The following is a 17,617-nucleotide window of genomic DNA, read 5'->3' on the forward strand; positions in this document are numbered from 1 at the left end:
CCCTGGTTCAGCCGAACCCTCGGCGGCTTATTCCGCTGTGGCGGCGAATCCGTGGGCGCGGCCCTCGGGTCCGGAGGAGCAGGTGGCGTGGGTCGATCCGACGCCGACCGACCCGATCCTGCGGATCCCGCCGACGCCGCCCGAGCCGAAGTCCACTGCGGCCGCCGTGCTGTTGAACCTGACCGGGGTCGGGGCGGGGTACTTCTACCTGCGCCGACGGTGGCAGGCGTGGACGGCGGTCGTGCTCGCGGTCGGGCTCGTCGTGGTCGCGTTCGTCACCAACGCGGCGGCCAACCCGTGGTTGTGGCGGACGGTGGCCGCGGTGTGGCTCGTGATCCTCGTGCTCGACGCGCGGCGGATCGCGGTGAAGCACCCGCCGGTCGCGAACCGCCGCCCGGTGGTGATCGGGGCGATCGCGGTGGTCGCCGTGGTGGGCGCGTACATCGCGTACGGCGTGCTGGGCCGCGGCGCCTACGACGACGGGCTCGCCGCCCAGGGGCGCGGCGACTGCGCGGCGGCGACCGGCCAGTTCAAGGCGGTGACCGGACCCTACGAGCTGACGCTCAGCTCGGACATCGCCGCGGCGAACCGCGGCCTGGTCGAGTGCGCCGACTTCACCCGTGCGGCCGACGCCGAGGACGAAGCCACCGCCGTGCAGCGCTACGGCCAGTTCCGCCGCGACCACCCGGACAGCCCGCTGAGCCCGTTCGTCCGCGACGAGCTCGTCGAGACCTACACGACCTGGGCCCGCGGCCTGCGCGACGAGGGCCGGCTGGCCGACTCGATCAAGGTCTACCGCGACCTGCTCTCCGAGGACGAGTCGTTCGCCCCGGAGGTCGCCGACGCCTACCTGCGGCTGGCGAAGCAGTTCATGGCGGAGGAGCCCGTCGGCGCCAGCGGGGCGGCCACCGCCCTCGAGGCGATCGCCGACGACTTCGCCGACACGCCGTCCGCCAAGGAGGTGCCCGCGACGTTCGACGCGCTCTACGCGGCGGCCACCGCGCCCCTCGCCGCGGGCCAGCCGTGCAAGGTGGTGGACGTCCTCGCGTTCTTCGCGGGCCTGACCAACAAGGTCGCGGAGAAGGTGGCGGGCGAGGCGAAGAACCAGTACCCGCGCGCCATGCTCGACTGCGGGCTGAGCGAGCTGCGCGACGGCCAGGCGGAAACCGCGGTCGGCACGTTGGACCGGTTCATCAGGACCTTCCCCGAGCACGGCGACGTGCCGCAGGCCAAGTCGGCGCGCATCGCCGCCAAGGTGGCCATCGGCACGGGCGCGCGGGTGCCGGTGCCCGCACCCCTCGGCGCGGGTGGCCCGATCACGATCACCTTCTACAACACCGTGAACTCCTCGATCGACATCAAGTTGGCGGGCTCCACGGCGCACGAGTTCACCTTGCCGCCGTGCGAGACCTGCCCGGAGTACCACGCGCCCGGCACCGGGGCCGCGGCCTGCGACTCGCCCGTCGGGCGGCCCTTGTTCGCCGTCGGCCTGGGGGCGGGCACCCACCACGTGCTCGCCACGTTCGACGACAGCGGTGACCTGGCCAAGCAGTTCGACGTCCAGGCCGGCGGGTTCGACCTGTACTGCCTGTACGTGGAGCGCAACAACTGACGAGAAGGCGGCTACCGGGCGGGTGTCGCTCGGTAGCCGCCTTCTGCGCCGGCACGTCGGTGCGGGTCGTGCGCCGCTAGCAGCTGCCGTTCGACTCGCTCAGGCCGGTGTTGGCGCCTGCCGTGCGGCTGACGACGCTCGGCACGCAGGTGGCCTGGTCGAGCGCGTAGCCGTAGGGGATGCTGACGGTGGTGGTGGACTTGACGTCCGGGCCCGCGGGCTTGTGGTCGCTGCTGGGGGCGGACCAGGTCACGTTGTCGAAGATGTTGCCGCTGACCTGCCAGTAGCCGGCCTCGGTGGTGTAGAAGGTGCCGAGGACGTCCTTGGAGTTCTTGAAGTAGTTGTTGTCCACCTTGGCCTTGGCTCCGACGCGCGAGTTGATGCCGGACTCGTTGAGGCTCACGTAGTGGTTGTTGTAGATGTGGGCGATGCCGCCGCGCAGCAGGGGCGTGCGGGAGTCGATGTTCTCGTAGAGGTTGTGGTGGTAGGTCACGAACCCGTTCGAGACGTCGCTCTCGCTGGACCCGATCAGCCCGCCGCGGCCGGAGTTGCGCAGGGTGCTGTAGGACAGGGTCACGTACTGGGTGTCGTCCTTCATGTCGAACAGGCCGTCGTAGCCCTCCGACTCGCCACCGGACGCCAGCAGGTTGACGTGGTCGACCCAGACGTTGCGGACGCCGCTCTCCATGCCGATGGCGTCGCCGCCGTTGGACGTGGGCGAGCCGGACTTCTTGACGTTCTGGATCGTCACGTTGCGGATGATGATGTTGCGGGACTCGCGGATGTGGATGCCCAGTTGGTCGAAGACGGCGCCGCCGCCGACGCCGATGATCGTGACGTTGCTGATCCGCTTGAGCTCGATCACGCCGGCGGCGGTCTCGCAGCTGTTGCCCGAGACCTTGGCGGTGTTGCCGTGGTTGATCGTGCCCGAGACCTCGATGACGATCGGGGTGCTGCTGCCGGCCCGGCTGCACAGGGCCTGGTGGATCTGGGTGCCGGTGGTGGCCCGGACCGTCGCACCGCCCTGACCGCCCGTGGTCCCGCCGTTCTGGGACGCGAAGCCGGTCGCGGTGCCCGTGGGCGGGTTCGACGTGGTGGTGGTCGTGGTGGTCGTCGACGTGGTGGTTGACGTGGAGGTCGACGTCGAGGTGTTGGTGGGTTGTCCGGTGCACGCCACGCCGTTGAGCGTGAAGGAGGTGGGCGTGGGGTTGGAGCCGCTCCACGACCCGTTGAAGCCCGGCGTGACCGATGCTCCCGTCGCCAGCGAGCCGTTCCAGGAGGTGTTGCGCACCGTCACCGCGCTGCCCGACTGGGAGAACTCACCGCCCCACATCTGCGTGACCTTCTGACCGGCCGTGAACGACCACCCCAGCGTCCAGTTCGACAGCGGGTCACCCAGGTTGGTCACGGTGACGTTGGCGCCGAAACCGCCGTCCCACTGGTTGATCACGCTGTAGTCGACGCGACATCCGGCCGCCGCATTGGCATTGGTGCCGGCCGCCATCACCAAACCTCCGGTCAAGGCCGCCACCGACAGGGCCGCGGCAATGCCGGCGGCTCGACTTCTCGTTCGTTGGCCAATGCGCAGACTCATGCGTCGCCTCCTTGCGAACAGCACTCCCGGACCGCGGTTCCCGCAGACACGAACCGGTGCCGACCAGCGGTTTCGGCGCGGGGGAGCGGTGTCTGGGAACGCTCCCAGCGAGCATTGCGCAACTTTGTGGAGCAGGCAACAAAATTCACGTCGGTGAACATCCGGAGTCGCTCCGGGGAGGAAGTCAGCGCCTTGCGGCGCACACTTCTCGGCAGCGGTCCGCCGATTCATGCACGTGAACAAAAGAGGTGCGGGGCGCGATGGTAACCGAATTCGACGCCGCAGCACGCACGGATGTCGAGGACATCGTGATCATCCTGGTCGAGGTTTGGTGTGATCCACCAATCGCCGCCGACTTCACATCGGGTCGAGGCGGACGGTGGGCGGCGTGGTGGTGGCGGCGAAGAGGCGGTACCGGGAGTCGGGGCGGGTGGTCTTCGGCAAGGGAACCGTGTGCCTGTCGACCAGGCGGAACGGGGGTAGGGAGGTGACGGCCTCGCCGTCGTCGACGGTGTGCGGGAGTCGGTCGGGGTGGGCGCGCAGGGTGAGGGCGGGCAGCTCGACCGGGGTGTCGGCGCGCAGCACCAGTTCCAGTCGGCGGCGGCCACCCGGGCGGACTTCGTAGCCGATGTGGGTGGTGGGGCGGGCCGCCTGGGCAGGGACGCCGGAACCGATGAACGGCAGGCCTTCGTGGTCCACGGCGGAGGCGAGCGCGACGGACACGTGCGTGCTCGGACCCGCCGGGATCTCGCAGCCGCCGAAGCCGTCCCCGGCGTGCCTGCCGACCAGCACCTGCCGTGAGGCGACCGTGGGATCGACCGGCGGCTGGTCGGACAGCTCGTAGCCGACGAGGACCCTGGTGCCGCCCTCCGGCCAGGTCCAGCCGATCTGCACCGCGGCGCCGACGTACTCGACGTGGATGCCGGTCGGCTCGGCGACCCTCGCGTAGTGACGCGGCCTGCCGACGTGACCCGTGCCGTTCACGATCACGACCGGCAGGTACGAGCAGAGCACGAGACCCTTGTCGATCCAGGCGTCGTTGACCGGTGAGGGTCCGTCGAGCACTCGGCCCGCCTGGTAGAGGTCGGCCTCGGTGACGCGGTCGCCCTCGCGAAGCGTGCCCGTGCCGAGCACCCGGACGACCTTGACGACGCCCTGGCCGGGCGGTGGCCAGCGGAGCTGGGTCGTGTGCTCGGCCAGGCTCAGCTCGGTGCTGACCCGCACGACGGTCAGCGGGCCCGCGGGTGCCGGCCGGCCGGCCGGGGTGACCTCCCGCGAGCGGCCCGACGACCAGACGAGCCCACCCCCGTGGCCCGGGTACGCGACGCGAACCGTGTAGCGGTACCGGCCGCCGTTGCGGACGTCCGTGTCGGTCAGCCGGCCGGACACGGTGATCGGCAGGACGACCGGCGCGTCGTGCTCGGCCCCGATCTCGGCCCGGGACACCTCGACCCGGACGGCGGTGTCCGGCACGTGCCAGGTCAACGTGACCTCGCCGTCGTCGGTGTCGGCCTCGACGGTCGCCTCGGAGGTGATGACGACCGGCGCCGTCACGACCGGCGCGGAGTACGTGCCGGACCGCTCGGTGAACACCGCGTAGCGCAACGGCACGCCGGGGAGTCCGGCCGCGGCGGCGTCGCGGAACCCCGTCGCCCTCGTCCGGCCGAGACGGGCGGGGCCGGGGGCCTCGTCGGGGCGTTCCGGCACCCGGTCCCCGGTGACGCGGACGACGACGTAGGCGATGTCCAGGTCGGGCGACGCGAGCCAGGTCAGCCGGACGCCGGCGGCCGGGTCGGTGACGACGGCCCGCGGTCGTCCGGGTGGGTCCGGCGGGATCCGGTCGAGCTCGTTGCGCGCGGCCGACAGGTCGGCGCAGAGGTCGAGCGCGGCGGCGTACAGCTCGGCCCGGCGCGAGTTCGGCGTGTCCGGCCGCCTGGCCCGCAGGTACAGCTCGGTGGCCTTGTCGATCTCGGTCTTCGCCCGTTCGAGGAGCGCGTCACGGCGGGGGAACCCCTCCGGCGCGGCCCGGAGCTCGCTCACGGCGGCGACGTAGTTGCGCCCGTCGACCAGCTTCTGGACGCGCGCCACCGCCTCGCCGATCGACAGCAAGGTGGTGTCCACCGCACCCTTGAACTCGCGGATCTCCCGGGCCAGCGGGTCGGTCCGGTCGGCGGGCACCGCCCAGATCCTCGCGGCCCGGTCGATGCGGAGCCTCGCCTGTTCCAGGTCGCGCTCCCTCAGCGCGCTCTTCGCCTCCGTGATCAGTTCCTCCACCAGGTACCGCTGCCCGATCGGGAAGCCGCAGCGGCGGCAACCGAGGCCGTAGGCCGGGTCCACGGCGCCGCAGCGCGGGCACGGCTCGCGCAGCAGCAGGCCGCACGTCTTGCACGCGGTGCTGGTCTCGTCGTTCAGGTCCGCGCACCTGGGGCACTGGACGCGGCTGCGCAGGTGCCGCTCGGACTCCGCGGCGGGCAGCTCGACGGCCCAGCCGAGCTTGCCGAAGTGCGCCACGAACTCGCGCTTCGCCAGCACGAGGTCGTCGACGCCGCCGAGCCGCGCCTCTTCGAGGTACAGCTCGAACTGCCGGGCGCTCACCGACCCGGCGACCTTCAGGGTGGTCTCGAACCGCTTGATGATCGCTTGCAGGGTCACCACCTTCATCGACATGTCGTGCTGCTCGCGCTTCTCCTCGGAGGCGAACACGGACTTGGCGAAGGCGCCGAGGCGTTCCCGCGTCGGGAGCGTCGGGTCGGACTTGACCTTGATGCGGTGCGTCCGCGCCCAGAGCTCCTGCGCGGCGTCGCGCAGTTGCGACAACGACGACGTGTTGGTGATGGACTCGTCGACCCCTCGGAGCAACTGGTAGAGGCTGATCTCGCCGACTTCCGCGAGCTGACTGCTCAAGCGGCGCTCGTCCTCCGGCGGGAGCCGCGCGCTCGCGGTCCCGGTGCCCGCGCTCCGCTTCTCGGCGCGCTCGACCTGGCCGGCCAGCGCCTCGTCGGCCGCGAGGACGTCGGCGAACTCCGCCCGCAGGCCGGTCGCCTCCTCGGTGAGCAGGTAGCCCTTGGCCAGCATGAGCGACAGCCGGCTGCCCACCTCGCGGCGGCGGTCCTCGAGTGCGGCGCGCTCGTGCCGGAGGGCCAGCTCGCGTTCCGCCTGGCGCCGGTCGGCGCTCGACATGACCTTGTCGATCTCGGGGAGCAGCGTCAGGTGGTACTTCGCGTCCTGCGCCTTCTTCCGGGGGAAACCGTTCTGCGTGGCCGTGGACCACTCGTTGCGGCGCCGGGCCAGCACGCGCTCGTAGCGCGCCTGGTCCCACGGCGCGTTGGGGTCCAGGTCGAGCAGGGCGAAGAAGTTCGGGCGCTCGTTGGCCACCGGAACTCACCCGGCGCCGGGGAGCCGGTAGTCCGACGAGCCGCTCTCGGTGATCTCGCGGGCGATCGTGCCGAACACCGCGGACAGCTGCCCCAGGTTGGTGAACATGGCCTGCTCGGTCGAGGACGCGATCTTCCGGAGGAACTTCCGGTCGGCCGAGCCGAAGCCGACCGCGATGATCTCGACACCGTCGCGGTGGCACTCGTGCGCTCGTTGGACGGCTCCGCTCTGGTTGTACCAGACGCCGTCCGCGAGGACGACGCCGAACCTGCGACCCTCCACGCCGGCGAGCAACTGGCGCAGCTCCCGGAACGGGTCGGTCGCGTTGCCGACCCCGGTGCTGCCGACGGTGAGCCGCCCGATGGCGCGCTCGACGTCGGCGGCGTTGTGGGTGGCGGGCAGGCTGACGGCGACGCGGTCGGAGAACGAGACGATGCCGACCTCCGTGGTCGTCAGGTCGAGCTGCGCCAAGAACGCCCGCGCGGCCTGCTGCGCGGCGGCCAGCGGCGCGCCGGCCATGCTGCCGGAGAGGTCGAACGCGAGGTAGGTCGTCAGGGGCTCGCGGACGGTGGCCCGCACGGGTGGTTGCAGGAAGCGCTGCGGAACGTCCTCCGGCAGGTCGGCGACCTCGACGTGCAACGCGGCGCCGCTGGACCGGTCGGTCGCGGTCACCCCCACGATCGCGTTGTCGTCGTAGGCGTAGGCGATGTCGACCACCGTCCGGCCCCGGCTGCGCCCGGGGAACCCGGTGACCAGGTACCGGCCGAGGTAGGCGCAGGGCGCCGGGTCGTCCGTCTCGCCCTGGGTCAGGAAGACCTCGAGGAGGTCGCTGCCGTCGCCTTTCACGTGGAACTGGTACGGCCGCGTCTCGACGCACGGGATCGTCCGGTTCCTCGGCAGCAGCACGCTGTTGACGTAGCGGTCGCCCGCCGCGTTCTCGGCGATCATGCCGAGGCTGTGCGCGACGGTGCCGACGATCCGCCGCGGCGCGGACAGCCGGAGGATGGGCTCGACGTCACCCGGGCCGTCGAGCCTGAGCCCGGCCTCCTGCTCGAGCAGGATCGCGGCCTGGGCGGCGGCGCCGAGGGCGACGGCCTGGTCGGGGTGGACGCCCCCCATCGGCGGTTTCCCGGACATCGCCTCGATCCAGTCGCGCACCATCGGCATCCGGGTCGAGCCGCCGACCGGCAGCACGCCGTCGATGTCGGCCCAGGTCAGCCCGGTTTCCTCCAGCACCTTCCCGGTGAGCTGCGCGGTCGACTGCAACAGGTCGCGGCAGGCCGCCTCGAACTCCTCGCGGGTCACCTCGCAGCGCAGCGTCCGGTCGCCGACGACCAGCCGGACCTCGGCGGCACGGCGCGCGGACAGCATCCGCTTGAGGTCCTCCACGGCCACCAGGAGCGGCCCGGGGTGCGCCTCGATCGCGGCCGCTTCGTCGGGGTGCTTGTCGAGGATGATCGCGGCCAGCCGCTCGTCCCAGTCGCGTCCGCCGAGTTCGTGGTCCCCCTCGGTGGACCGCACCGTGATCCCCTCGGCGTCGATGTCGACCAGCGAGATGTCGAACGTGCCGCCGCCCAGGTCGTACACCAGCACGCGCCGCGAGCGCGGTCCCGGCCGGAGCCCGTAGGCCAGCGCCGCCGCGGTCGGCTCGCTGATGATGCGCGGGACCTCCAGCCCGGCGAGCCTGCCCGCCTCGATGGTGGCCGAGCGCTGGGGATGGGTGAAGTAGTCGGGGACCGTCACCACGGCACGGGTCACCGGCACGCCCAGCGCGGCCTCGGCCTGCGCCTTCAAGTGGCCGAGCACCAGGGCGGACAGCTCGGTCGGGCTCCACTGACGACCGCCGAGGGACAACCGGAACGAGGCGTTGCCCATCGACCGCTTGAACAGGTGCGCGACCTCGGTCGCGTCGGCGGCCAGGTCGGCCTTGGCCGAGACGCCCACGACCGGGGCGCCGCCGGCGAAGCTCACCACGGACGCGGTGAGCGGCTCTCCCGCCGCGTCGGGGATGATCTCGGGGTCGCCGTCCGGGTTCACCCAAGCCACCGCGGAGTACGTGGTGCCGAGGTCGATACCGACAGCCGGTGTCATCCTGTCCGCCTTCCTCGATCCGGTGCCCGGACCGCCGTCGACCCGGGCATCAGCTGATGATCCGGATGCTCTTGGCGTGCTCGACCGCGTCGTTCAGCTCGTCGGCGGACAGGGCGCGGTTGGTCTCGATGACGGCGTTCACCTCCGCGCCTCCCGTCGCCATGTCACGACCGGTGATCTGCAGCCGGCCCTGCCCGTTGATGCTGAAGCGCACCTCGACCGGCGAGTTCTCGGGCAGGTCCGCGACGAGCTTCAGCTCCGCGCGGCCGACCTCCTCGGCGGTGTCGAAGTCCTCGACGATCCGGTCCCGGACCGTGTTCTCGAAGATGCGCAGCTCCACCTCGCCCATACCGGCCTTCCGGGTGCCGAAGACCTTCGTGGCCTCCACGGGCAACGTCTCCTGGGCGCGGACGAGGTTGAAGATGACCGGCTTGTCGTCCTTGGTCAGGGAACGGACGCCGAAGCTGTGGCTCAGCACGTTCTTGACCACCATGCCGTCGAGGTGGCGCACGGTGTCCAGGCGCAGGCCGAGCTCGGACGCGACCAGCTCCTCGGCGGCCTCGCGCGTCGAGGTCCCGTGGCGCGCCGGGTCTTGGGCGAGTTCGGCGGTCACCTCCCGGAGGCGGTCGCCGACGGCCAGCTTCTGCCCGTAGATCGCCGCGCCCTTGGCGACCGCCTGGTCGGGGTCGACCATGGTCACCTCGATGTCGAACTCCTCCTTCAGCCGCTCGGTGACCTGCACCATCCTGGTCGAGCCGCCGACCAGCAGGATGCGGTCGACCTTCGGGTGGCCGAGCTCGCGCGCGGTGTCCATCACCCTCTTAGTGAGCACCACCGTCGTGTCCAGCAGGTCGCGGGTGAGCTCGTCGAACTTCTCCCGGTTCAGGCTGACCGCGAGCTGCTGGTTGTCGTGGACGACCCGCATCCGGGTCTCGCTCTTGGCGCTCAGCGCCCGCTTGCCCATCTCCGCCTGCTGCCACAGGTCCTGCAAGGTCTCCGGCGAGTCCAGCGGGTCGCTGGTGCTGCCGTGCGCGGCCTGCCACTGCTCGGCGAGGTGCTGGACGACCCGCTCGTCCCAGTTCCGGCCGCCGAGCTCGTGCGCGCCGTCGGTCGCCACCACCGTGATGGCGCCGACCTCGATCTTGATCACGGTCACGTCGAAGGTGCCGCCGCCGAGGTCGTAGACGAGGACGACCTGGTCGGTCCGGTCCTGCATGCCGTAGCTGATCGCGGCGGCGGTCGGCTCGTTGATGATCTCCAGGACGTCGAGCCCGGCGATCCTCCCGGCGTTCGCGGTCGCGTCGCGCTGGACCACGCCGAAGTAGGCCGGGCAGGTGATGACGACCTTGTGCGGCCGGACGGTGTCGTGCCGTTCCGCGTCGTCGACGACCTTGCGCAGGATGTAGGAGGAGATCTCCTCCGGCGAGTACTCCCGGCCGAAGAACTCCCGCCGCCACTCGCCGTGGCCGATCTGCCGCTTGATCATCTCCACCACGCGGCCCGCGTCGAGCATCGCGGTGCTCTTCGCCTCCCGGCCGACCACCCGCGTGTCCGCGTCCTCGAACAGGACCACCGAGGGCGTGGTGAGGTCGCCCTCGGCGTTCGGGGTGATCATGGGGCGGCCGGAGAGCGGGTCGACGTGCGCGATGCACGTGTAGGTCGTCCCGAGGTCGATTCCGTACACCGGTGTCTCGGTCAACTCGACGCTCCTTCTTCAGTGCTCGTCCGGGTGTCTTCCAGTGGGGCTGCCGGCGTCGTCTCCGCGGTCGGGTCGGCCGGCTCGGGGGTCGTGGGCTCGGGCGCGGCGCCCTGGACCGCGGCGTAGACCTTCACCCACTCCGGCCGCAGCACCTTGTCGTGCCAGGAGAAGCCGGTGCGGGACCGCTCGGCGACGTGCCGGTCGAGACCGGGGTCCGCGGTCTCGACGACGCTGATGACCTTCTGCCGGGCCCGGTCCACCTCGGACCCCTCGACGGTGAACGCCTCGACCCCGTTGCGCGCCAACGTCTGCTCGACGGTCTCCCGGACGAACAGCAGCGCCTCGACGGTCGCCGGATCGCGCCCGGGCGAACCGGTCAGCTTGGTGAGGTCGTCGTGCATCGCCACGAGGTCGAGCAGGACCGTCCGCAGCTGGGCCTGGACCAGGCCCTGGCGGTGGGCGGTCAGCTCCTCGCTCATCGCGTCGAAGACCCGCTCCCTGGCCTCGTCGTAGCGGATCTTCGCGTCGAACGCGGTCTGCAGGCGCCGGATCTCCGCCAGCACCACGTCCGTCGCGTCCTGCGCCTCCGGCGAGCTCATCGGGTGATCTGGGTGATCTGGGCGTCGTCGCCGGTGGAGACGACGCTGTCGGTGATCGCCTCGGCCGCGACCGCCCGGTCCCCGGACGCGGTGACGGTGGCGCCCGCGCTCTTGAGGACGTCCGAGATCTCGGCGCGGAGCTCCTCGTCCTCGGCGAGCAGCTTGCGGATCTGCAACCGCAGCGCCCCCTGCCGGTCCGGGTCCTCCGTGTCCTCGGCCAGGTCGAGCACGGCCGCTTCCAACGCGGGCGCGGACTGCTCCTTCCCCAACAGCCTGCGCAGCAGGGAACCGCCCGTCCGGACGGTCGCGTCGGCGGACTGCTCCTGCAACTTCGTCAGCACCGCGCTGCCGTAGGCGCCGGCCGCGGCGGTCACGTAGGGCACCACGGCGTTCGCCAGCTCGGCGATCTCCGCACTCATGTCGACTACCTCCAACGACGGAATGTGTTGTGTTTTCCCGTGGACGCGCTGACCGTCAGACCTTGAACAGGTAGACGTCCATGCTCAACGCGTCCGGTGAGCCCAGGCTGATGAACGACCGGTACACGGTCGAGTCGAAGACGAAGCCCTGCGCGCCCAGCTCGCCGAGCACGCCGTTGACGCGGTCGGCGATCGCCAGGCCGCGCGTGACGTCGGCGCCCTGGCCCGACCCGCCGGTGCCGCCGAAGGTCATCACCAGACCGGCCCGGCGTCCCGCGAGCCGCGGGTCCGCGCGGACGCGGTCGCGCAACCCCTGCGCCGTCCCCGCGTCACCGCCGAGGAGCGCCGCCGAGTCGATCGGCATCTCGAGCTTGACCGGATCGAGTTCGAGCGCGGGCCCGGTGGGTCGGCTCGGCGTGGTCGTGGTGGGTGGCGTTGTCGTCGTCGTGGTGGTCGTGGTCGGTTCGGCCTGGGCGCCCGGGGGCAGCGGCGGCGCGGCGGTCACGGCCACGATGAACGCCAGCGCGAGCGCCAGCATGAGGTCGGCGAAGAGCCAGCCGATGGAGCCGAAGACGGCGTTGCCCGGATCGCGCTCCGCGCGACGCCTACCGGTCGAGGTCCGCACGCCGGCTCACCGCCTCGTTCCCCGGGTCGGTCATGCGCCACCGCCTCGCCTGAACGGCCACGGCCACGTCCGCCGGGCGGGGCTCGCCGCCGCCGCCTTCGCCAGCTGGGTGGCTGCGCCTTGCAGGGCGCCCGCGGTCGTCGCCAGCGTGCTCGTGGTCGAGGCCAGCGCGCCGATGGTCTTCGCCAACTCGGCCGTGGTGACGGACAACCCGGCGTCGACGTCGGCGATGCGCTTGCTCGCGAGGACGACGTCGTTGGTCATCGTCTCCAGGTCGCCGCGCATCCGGCCGGTCAGGAGCGCGGTCACCTCGCTCAGCCCGGTGGCCGCGCTCTTGATGGTGGTGGAGTGCTCCGCCACGGTGGCGACCATGTTGGTCTGCGACTGCTCGATGTGCTCGAGCTGCCGGTCGATCGACTTCGCGGCCTCGGCGTGCGAGCTCGACGCGGCGGCGATCACCGAGGCCGACTCGGACAGCCCGGTCACCTCGGTGGCCATCTCGGTCGCGGCGGCCCGGTAGACCTGGTGATCGGCCCGGTAGTCCTGCAGCGACTCGCGGAACCCGTCGAACAGCGGCGTCATCTGCTGCTCGACGAGCTGCCGGTTGTCCGCCACCGCCTGCCGCAGGACGAGCAGCGCCTCCTGCGTGGTCCTGCTGATGAACTGGGTGTTGTCCTCCCGGACCGCGCCGAGGGTGTCGCGGACCTCCCTGGCCAGGCCGCCGACCAGTGTCTCGGCCTGCTTCTGGAGCTCGGCCATGTCCTGCTGCGCCTGCTCTTGGAGCCGGGCCATCTTCTCGTGCGCCCGCTGTTGGAGCTGCGCCATCTCCTTGTGCGCGTCCTCGGAGAGCTTCCGGTTCGTCTCCGCGAGCCCCTTGGTCTCCGCGACCGCGGCGTTGATCGTCGCCTGCGTCGTGCTCAGGGCCTCTTGCGTCTTCGTCAGGATCTCCTGCGCCGTCCTGGCCCACTCCTGGGCGGTCACCGGCGGCTGCACGACGTTGTCCGCCGCGGCGGCGGCGAGCGCGTCCATCGCGTCGTCCAGCCGGCCGGCGAGGTCGGCCAGCACTCGACTCGACGTGGTCTCGGCCCGGTGCGCCCAGACCGTCAGCCCCAGGATCGCCAGGATCAGGACGACGGTGGTGAGCGCCGTTTCGGTGAACGTGAGGATGAGCCCGCCGCCGAACCGGGTCTGCCACAGCGACAGGAACGGCTGCGCCGCCAACTCCGGGTCGGCGGTGAGCTGCCGCTGGTAGAGGAGGCTGGCCCAGCCGAGGAGGAGCCAGGTGATCACGAGCGGCAGCAGCGCCGTGGCGTTGCGCAGGCTGGTGATCCGGCGGACCTGGTGGTGCTGGAGGTCCTCGAGCTGGTCGAGCCGGTGCTCGCGCACGACCAGCCGTTCCAGCATCGGGAAGTCCCGCAGCGCCGCCGCGCGGTTCGCCACGACGAGCCGTTCGGCGTCGTCCCCCGCGCCGAGGCTCAGCAACTCCTCGTGGACCGCCCGTAATCGCGCCGCGGCGGTTTCGCCGTGCGGTCCGAGGTCCGCTACGGCCGAGAACGGCTCGGTGGCCGAGGGCTCCTCAACTGGCTCACCCGTCATGCGGGCTCCTCCCGGGCAGGGTCGGTAAGTCGGTGGTCGTCACGGCGGTGTCGCGGGACGGGGTTCGCCTCACGGGTCACGGGCCCCACCCGGATGGCGTCGGGTCGGGCGGACCGAGGAAGTCGCGCAGTTCGCGGATCGTCTCGTGGTCCGGGTCCAGGTTCTTCTGCGCGATCGTCAGCGCGCGTTCGGCCAGCGCGGTCGCGTCCGGCTCACGTCCGCGGGCACGACAACTGGCGGCGAGGTTGAACAGCGGCAGGAGCAGGTCCACGTGGTCGGGACCGAGCACCCTCTCGGTGATCTCCAGCGCACGGGTCTCGAGCGGGATGGACGCCCCCGGGTCGTCGTCCAGGAAGTGCAGGTGGCCGAGCGCGGTGAGCTCGCCCGCGACTTCGAGCGACACCGGCCCGAACTCCGCCTCGGTGATGCGCAGGACCCGCTGGGTCAACGGGATGCTCCTCCGGTGGTCCCCGAGCTCCCGGTAGGTGAAGGCGAGCTCGCGCAGCGGGCTCACCAGGCCGACGTGGTCCTCACCGAACTCGGCCTCCGCGATCTCCAGCGCCCGCAGTCCGGTCGCCTCGGCGGCGGCGTGCTCGGCCACGTTGCGCTGGTTGATCGCCAGTTCCTCCAGGCGCGAGACGAGCTCGGGGCTGTGGCTGCCGTGCACCGCCTCGGCCACGGTCAACGCGTGCAGGGCCAAGGGCAGCGCCTGGTCGTACCGGCTGAGCGCCCGGAAGGTGGCCACGAGGTTGTCCAGCCGGAGCAGCAGGAACCGCTGGTCGAGCTCGGCGGTCGGGTGGTCGGTGAGCAGGCGCCTGGTGATCTCCAGCGAGCGGGTCTCCGCCGCCGCGGCGTCCTCGTAGCGGCCGAGCTGGTAGCAGGCGTGGCCCAGGCCGGTGAGGTAGTAGGCGGCAGCTCGGTCCTCACCGTGCTCGGCGATGTTGACGTCCACCGCCCGTCGGTAGAACTTCGCGGCCAGGTCGAACCGCCCGACGTCCTGGTAGGCGTCGGCGACCGCCTCCAGCCACAGCAGGGTCTCCGGGTCGTCCCGGCCGTGCTCGAACTCGACGATCTCCAGCGCGCGCCGCAGCAGCGGGAGCGCGTCGTGCTGACGGCCGAGCCTGCCGTAGGTGGTGGCGATCTCGCGCAGCTGGAGGGCCACGTCGGGGTGGTAGGCGTGCAGCACGTTCTGCGTGATCTCCAGCGCCTGCCACCGCGTGCCGACCGCGTCGTCCAGCCTGGCCAGGTCCGCGTGCGCGTCGGCCAGTTCGGACAGGACCCGGGCCAGCCCGAGGTGGCGCTCCCCGTAGGTGTGCCGCATGATCGACACCGCCCGGTTGAGCAGGGGCACCGCCTCGTCGGCCCGGCCGAGCTTCTGGTAACCGGAGGCCAGGCCGCGCAACCGGTGCGCGACGTCCCGGTGGTCGCGACCGAAGTGGGTCTGGGTGATCACGAGCGCCCGCTGGAGCAGCGGCACCGCCTCGGCCGCGAGGCCGAGCTGCAGGTAGCTCTGCCCCAGGTTGGACAGCAGCGCCGCGACGTCCGGGTGGTCCGGTCCGCGCCGGGCCTCCAGCAGGTCCAGCGCCTGCCGGTCCAGCCGGGCGGCTTCCTCGGCGCGGTCGAGCAGGCGGTAGGTGTTGGCGATGTCGCCGAGCCGGAACGCCAGGTCGGGGTGGTCTTCCCCGACCGCCTCCCGGGTGATCTCCAACGCCTGTTCCTCGAGGTGGAGCTCCTTCTCGAACTCGCCCATCTCCCCGTGCACCGCACCGAGCTCGGCGAGGAACAACGCGAGGTCCGGGTGCTTGGGCCGCAGCCGCTCCTCGCTGATCTCGCGGGCCCGCTGCGCCAGCGCCAGCGCCTCGTTGACCCGACCCAGCTCCCGGTAGCCCGACGACAGGCCGCGCATCCGGTACGCCACGACGATGTGGTCGGAGCCGTACGCGCTCTCCTCGATGGCCAACGCCTCTTCGAGCAGCGGCACGGCCTCGCGCGTCTGGCCGAGTTCCCGGTAGAAGCCCGCGAGGCTCGCCTTGCACCCGGCGAGGAACGGGTCGGCCGGGTCGAGACCGGCCTGTGCGATCCGCAGCGCGCGTTCGGCCAGCGGCACCGCCTCCGGGATGCGGCCCAGGTGGCTGTAGCTGGTGGCGAGGTTGTTCAGCCTGGTCACGACGTCGACGTGGTTCGGCCCGAGGCGCTCGGTCGTGATGGCGAGCGCTCGCTCCTCCAGCCCGACGCCCTCCTCGGCCCGGCCCAGGGAGCTGTAGGCCGCGCCGAGGTTGCCGAGCAACGTCGCCATCTCGGGGTCGTCCGGGGCCAGGGTGGCCTCACCGATGCGCAGGGCCAGCGTCGCGAAGCGCTCGGTCGCCGTGTACATCCCCTGCGCCGCGGCGAACAACCCCGCCTGGTTGAACAACGTGCGCAGCGGCGCGTCCCGGTTGTCCCCGCCGATGTCGTCGGCCAGCGCGTTCACGTGGGGTAGGAGGCGCCACCACAGCGGCCAGCCGTCCAGGTTCGTGCTCGGGTCCTCCGGTATCCGGCGCTCGAGCAGGTCGATCGCCTCGGTCGCCGCGGGCGCGAGCCCCGAATCCGTGCGCGGCACGTCCTTCTGACCCACGCGCAGGATCGTCTGGACGAGTCGGTGGATGCTGACGGAGTGGGCGGTCAGGGTGATCATGCTGTACGAGGCGAGGTGACCGAGGATCCGGTTCGCCGCGAGTTCGTCACCGGCCAACAGGTTCGTGACCAGGCTCCGCGGGATGTCGTCCGGCCCGAGCCAGGCGAGCACGTTCAGCACGTCGAGCGCTTTCGGGACCGGCCCGTCGCGCAGGGCGCGGAGCGTGATGTCCCAGGTCCGGGTGACGGCTTGTTCCTGGCTGATCTCCGGGCTGGTCTCGGCCAGGACCTCGTAGGGCTGAGCGGCGAGCAGGGATGCGTAGTCGGCGATGGTGACGTGGTGGTAGCGGATGTAAGCGCCGGCCTGCTCCAACGCCAGTGGCAGGAATCCGAGCGCCTCGGCGACCGAGGCCGCCGCGCGTTCGTCGGACTGCCCGGACCGCTCGCACAGCAGCGTTGTCGCGGAAGTGCGGCTGAGCACTCCCAGGCGCACCGGGCGCAGGCCGCGCTTCGTCCAGTCCAGATCCCGCCGCGTGGTGACGAGGACGTGACTGCGGTCCGCGGTGACGAGCAGTTCGTTGATGTCGTCCGGGTTCTCGACGTTGTCGAGGATGAGCAGCCAGTCGTCGTGCGCCTGCAACCAGTTCAACGCCCAGTCGGCCCTGAACTCCAGTGGCGTGCTGCCGAGCACGGGGGCCAGCCTCGACGCCATCGCGGCGAGGGCCGACGTGATGTTCCCCGGCGTGTCCGCGGTGATCCACCAGACGCACGAGTACAGGCCCCGCTTCTGGAAGGCGTACTGCAGCGCCAGCTCGCTCTTGCCGACACCGCCCATCCCGGCGACGCTCTGCCCGATGACCCCGCTGCCCGAGGCCATCGCCAGGCCCAGCTCGCCGAACGACTGGCCACGTCCGACGAACACGTCCGACGGGCGGCGCGGCACGTTCCACAACCCGTTCGGCTCGACCTCGCGGGGTGAGGGGACGTTGTCCGGGAGCGTGATGTGGTAGTTCTGCGCATTGTCACCGGACGAGACGATGCTGCTTTGGATCCGCTGCGACGCGATCGAGCGCTCACCCCGGGCGAAAGGATTCGTCACCGATGGATCACTTCCTCCTCGAACGCGCTTGCCCCACTGCCCGTCTCCGCATCACGATGACCGTACCGCCTTGCCGACACCACTCCATCCCGAACGGGTACCCGGCATCGTGCGCCGACTTCTGCGATGAACACTCGGTTCCCGACCCGTCGCGAACGACGCCGCGACCTGCGGCGACGACGGCTCCGGGATCATCCATCACCTAGTCGGCCACTACTCCGGGTTTGTTACCCCGCAAAAATGAGGTTTCGAGGCCGAATCGTTTCCGAGTGCGGCGGCTATCGGCTCGTCCGCG

At 71.3% G+C, this 17,617-nt stretch carries 10 protein-coding genes; 1 reads left to right on the forward strand and 9 read right to left on the reverse strand.

Translation table 11 applies throughout. From position 1 onward, the window contains the following. Positions 1 to 82 precede the first annotated feature (82 nt). Entirely contained in the window at positions 83 to 1,612 is a 1,530-nt protein-coding gene (locus LNK82_RS14740) for a tetratricopeptide repeat protein (protein ID WP_230567541.1), read from the forward strand. Positions 1,613 to 1,688: 76 nt separating this feature from the next. Here the strand turns inward: LNK82_RS14740 and LNK82_RS14745 are convergent, their stop codons facing one another. The 9 genes from LNK82_RS14745 to LNK82_RS14785 form a co-directional block, all read right to left on the reverse strand. Further along, positions 1,689 to 3,116: a pectate lyase family protein gene (locus LNK82_RS14745; protein ID WP_230567542.1), complete on the reverse strand. Its 1,428-nt coding sequence runs from the start codon at positions 3,114 to 3,116 to the stop codon at positions 1,689 to 1,691. Between the two features lie 447 nt (positions 3,117 to 3,563). Continuing rightward, the gene (locus LNK82_RS14750; RefSeq protein WP_230567543.1) at positions 3,564 to 6,581 is read right to left on the reverse strand and encodes a zinc ribbon domain-containing protein; all 3,018 of its coding nucleotides are present in this window, start codon (positions 6,579 to 6,581) and stop codon (positions 3,564 to 3,566) included. A gap of 6 nt (positions 6,582 to 6,587) precedes the next feature. Beyond that, positions 6,588 to 8,672: an Hsp70 family protein gene (locus LNK82_RS14755; RefSeq protein WP_230567544.1), complete on the reverse strand. Its 2,085-nt coding sequence runs from the start codon at positions 8,670 to 8,672 to the stop codon at positions 6,588 to 6,590. A 49-nt stretch (positions 8,673 to 8,721) separates the two neighbouring features. After that, complete coding sequence (locus LNK82_RS14760) at positions 8,722 to 10,371, reverse strand: Hsp70 family protein (protein WP_230567545.1); 1,650 nt, start codon at positions 10,369 to 10,371, stop codon at positions 8,722 to 8,724. After that, positions 10,368 to 10,970 carry a nucleotide exchange factor GrpE gene (gene grpE, locus LNK82_RS14765; protein WP_230567546.1) on the reverse strand — a complete coding sequence of 201 codons (603 nt, stop codon included), beginning with the start codon at positions 10,968 to 10,970 and terminating at the stop codon, positions 10,368 to 10,370. The genes LNK82_RS14760 and grpE overlap by 4 nt, the downstream gene beginning before the upstream one ends. Then, complete coding sequence (locus LNK82_RS14770; RefSeq protein ID WP_230567547.1) at positions 10,967 to 11,389, reverse strand: hypothetical protein; 423 nt, start codon at positions 11,387 to 11,389, stop codon at positions 10,967 to 10,969. Before LNK82_RS14770 ends, grpE begins: the two co-directional genes overlap by 4 nt. Positions 11,390 to 11,444: 55 nt before the next feature. Further along, entirely contained in the window at positions 11,445 to 12,014 is a 570-nt protein-coding gene (locus LNK82_RS14775; RefSeq protein ID WP_230567548.1) for a hypothetical protein, read from the reverse strand. A 30-nt stretch (positions 12,015 to 12,044) separates the two neighbouring features. Continuing rightward, positions 12,045 to 13,610: a hypothetical protein gene (locus tag LNK82_RS14780; RefSeq protein ID WP_230567549.1), complete on the reverse strand. Its 1,566-nt coding sequence runs from the start codon at positions 13,608 to 13,610 to the stop codon at positions 12,045 to 12,047. Positions 13,611 to 13,686: 76 nt separating this feature from the next. Next, positions 13,687 to 17,322, reverse strand: a complete 3,636-nt coding sequence (locus LNK82_RS14785; protein ID WP_230567550.1) for a tetratricopeptide repeat protein — start codon at positions 17,320 to 17,322, stop codon at positions 13,687 to 13,689. Positions 17,323 to 17,617 lie beyond the last annotated feature (295 nt).

This window comes from Saccharothrix luteola (genome assembly GCF_020859565.1).
Lineage (GTDB): Bacteria > Actinomycetota > Actinomycetes > Mycobacteriales > Pseudonocardiaceae > Actinosynnema > Actinosynnema luteola.

What these genes read in the sequence shown, in the direction of transcription:
- LNK82_RS14755 (WP_230567544.1), bottom strand. Translation starts at nt 8,672, where the DNA reads ATGACACCGGCTGTCGGTATCGACCTCGGCACCACGTACTCCGCGGTG.
- grpE (WP_230567546.1), bottom strand. Translation starts at nt 10,970, where the DNA reads ATGAGCTCGCCGGAGGCGCAGGACGCGACGGACGTGGTGCTGGCGGAG.
- LNK82_RS14770 (WP_230567547.1), bottom strand. Translation starts at nt 11,389, where the DNA reads ATGAGTGCGGAGATCGCCGAGCTGGCGAACGCCGTGGTGCCCTACGTG.
- LNK82_RS14745 (WP_230567542.1), bottom strand. Translation starts at nt 3,116, where the DNA reads ATGGCGGCCGGCACCAATGCCAATGCGGCGGCCGGATGTCGCGTCGAC.
- LNK82_RS14780 (WP_230567549.1), bottom strand. Translation starts at nt 13,610, where the DNA reads ATGACGGGTGAGCCAGTTGAGGAGCCCTCGGCCACCGAGCCGTTCTCG.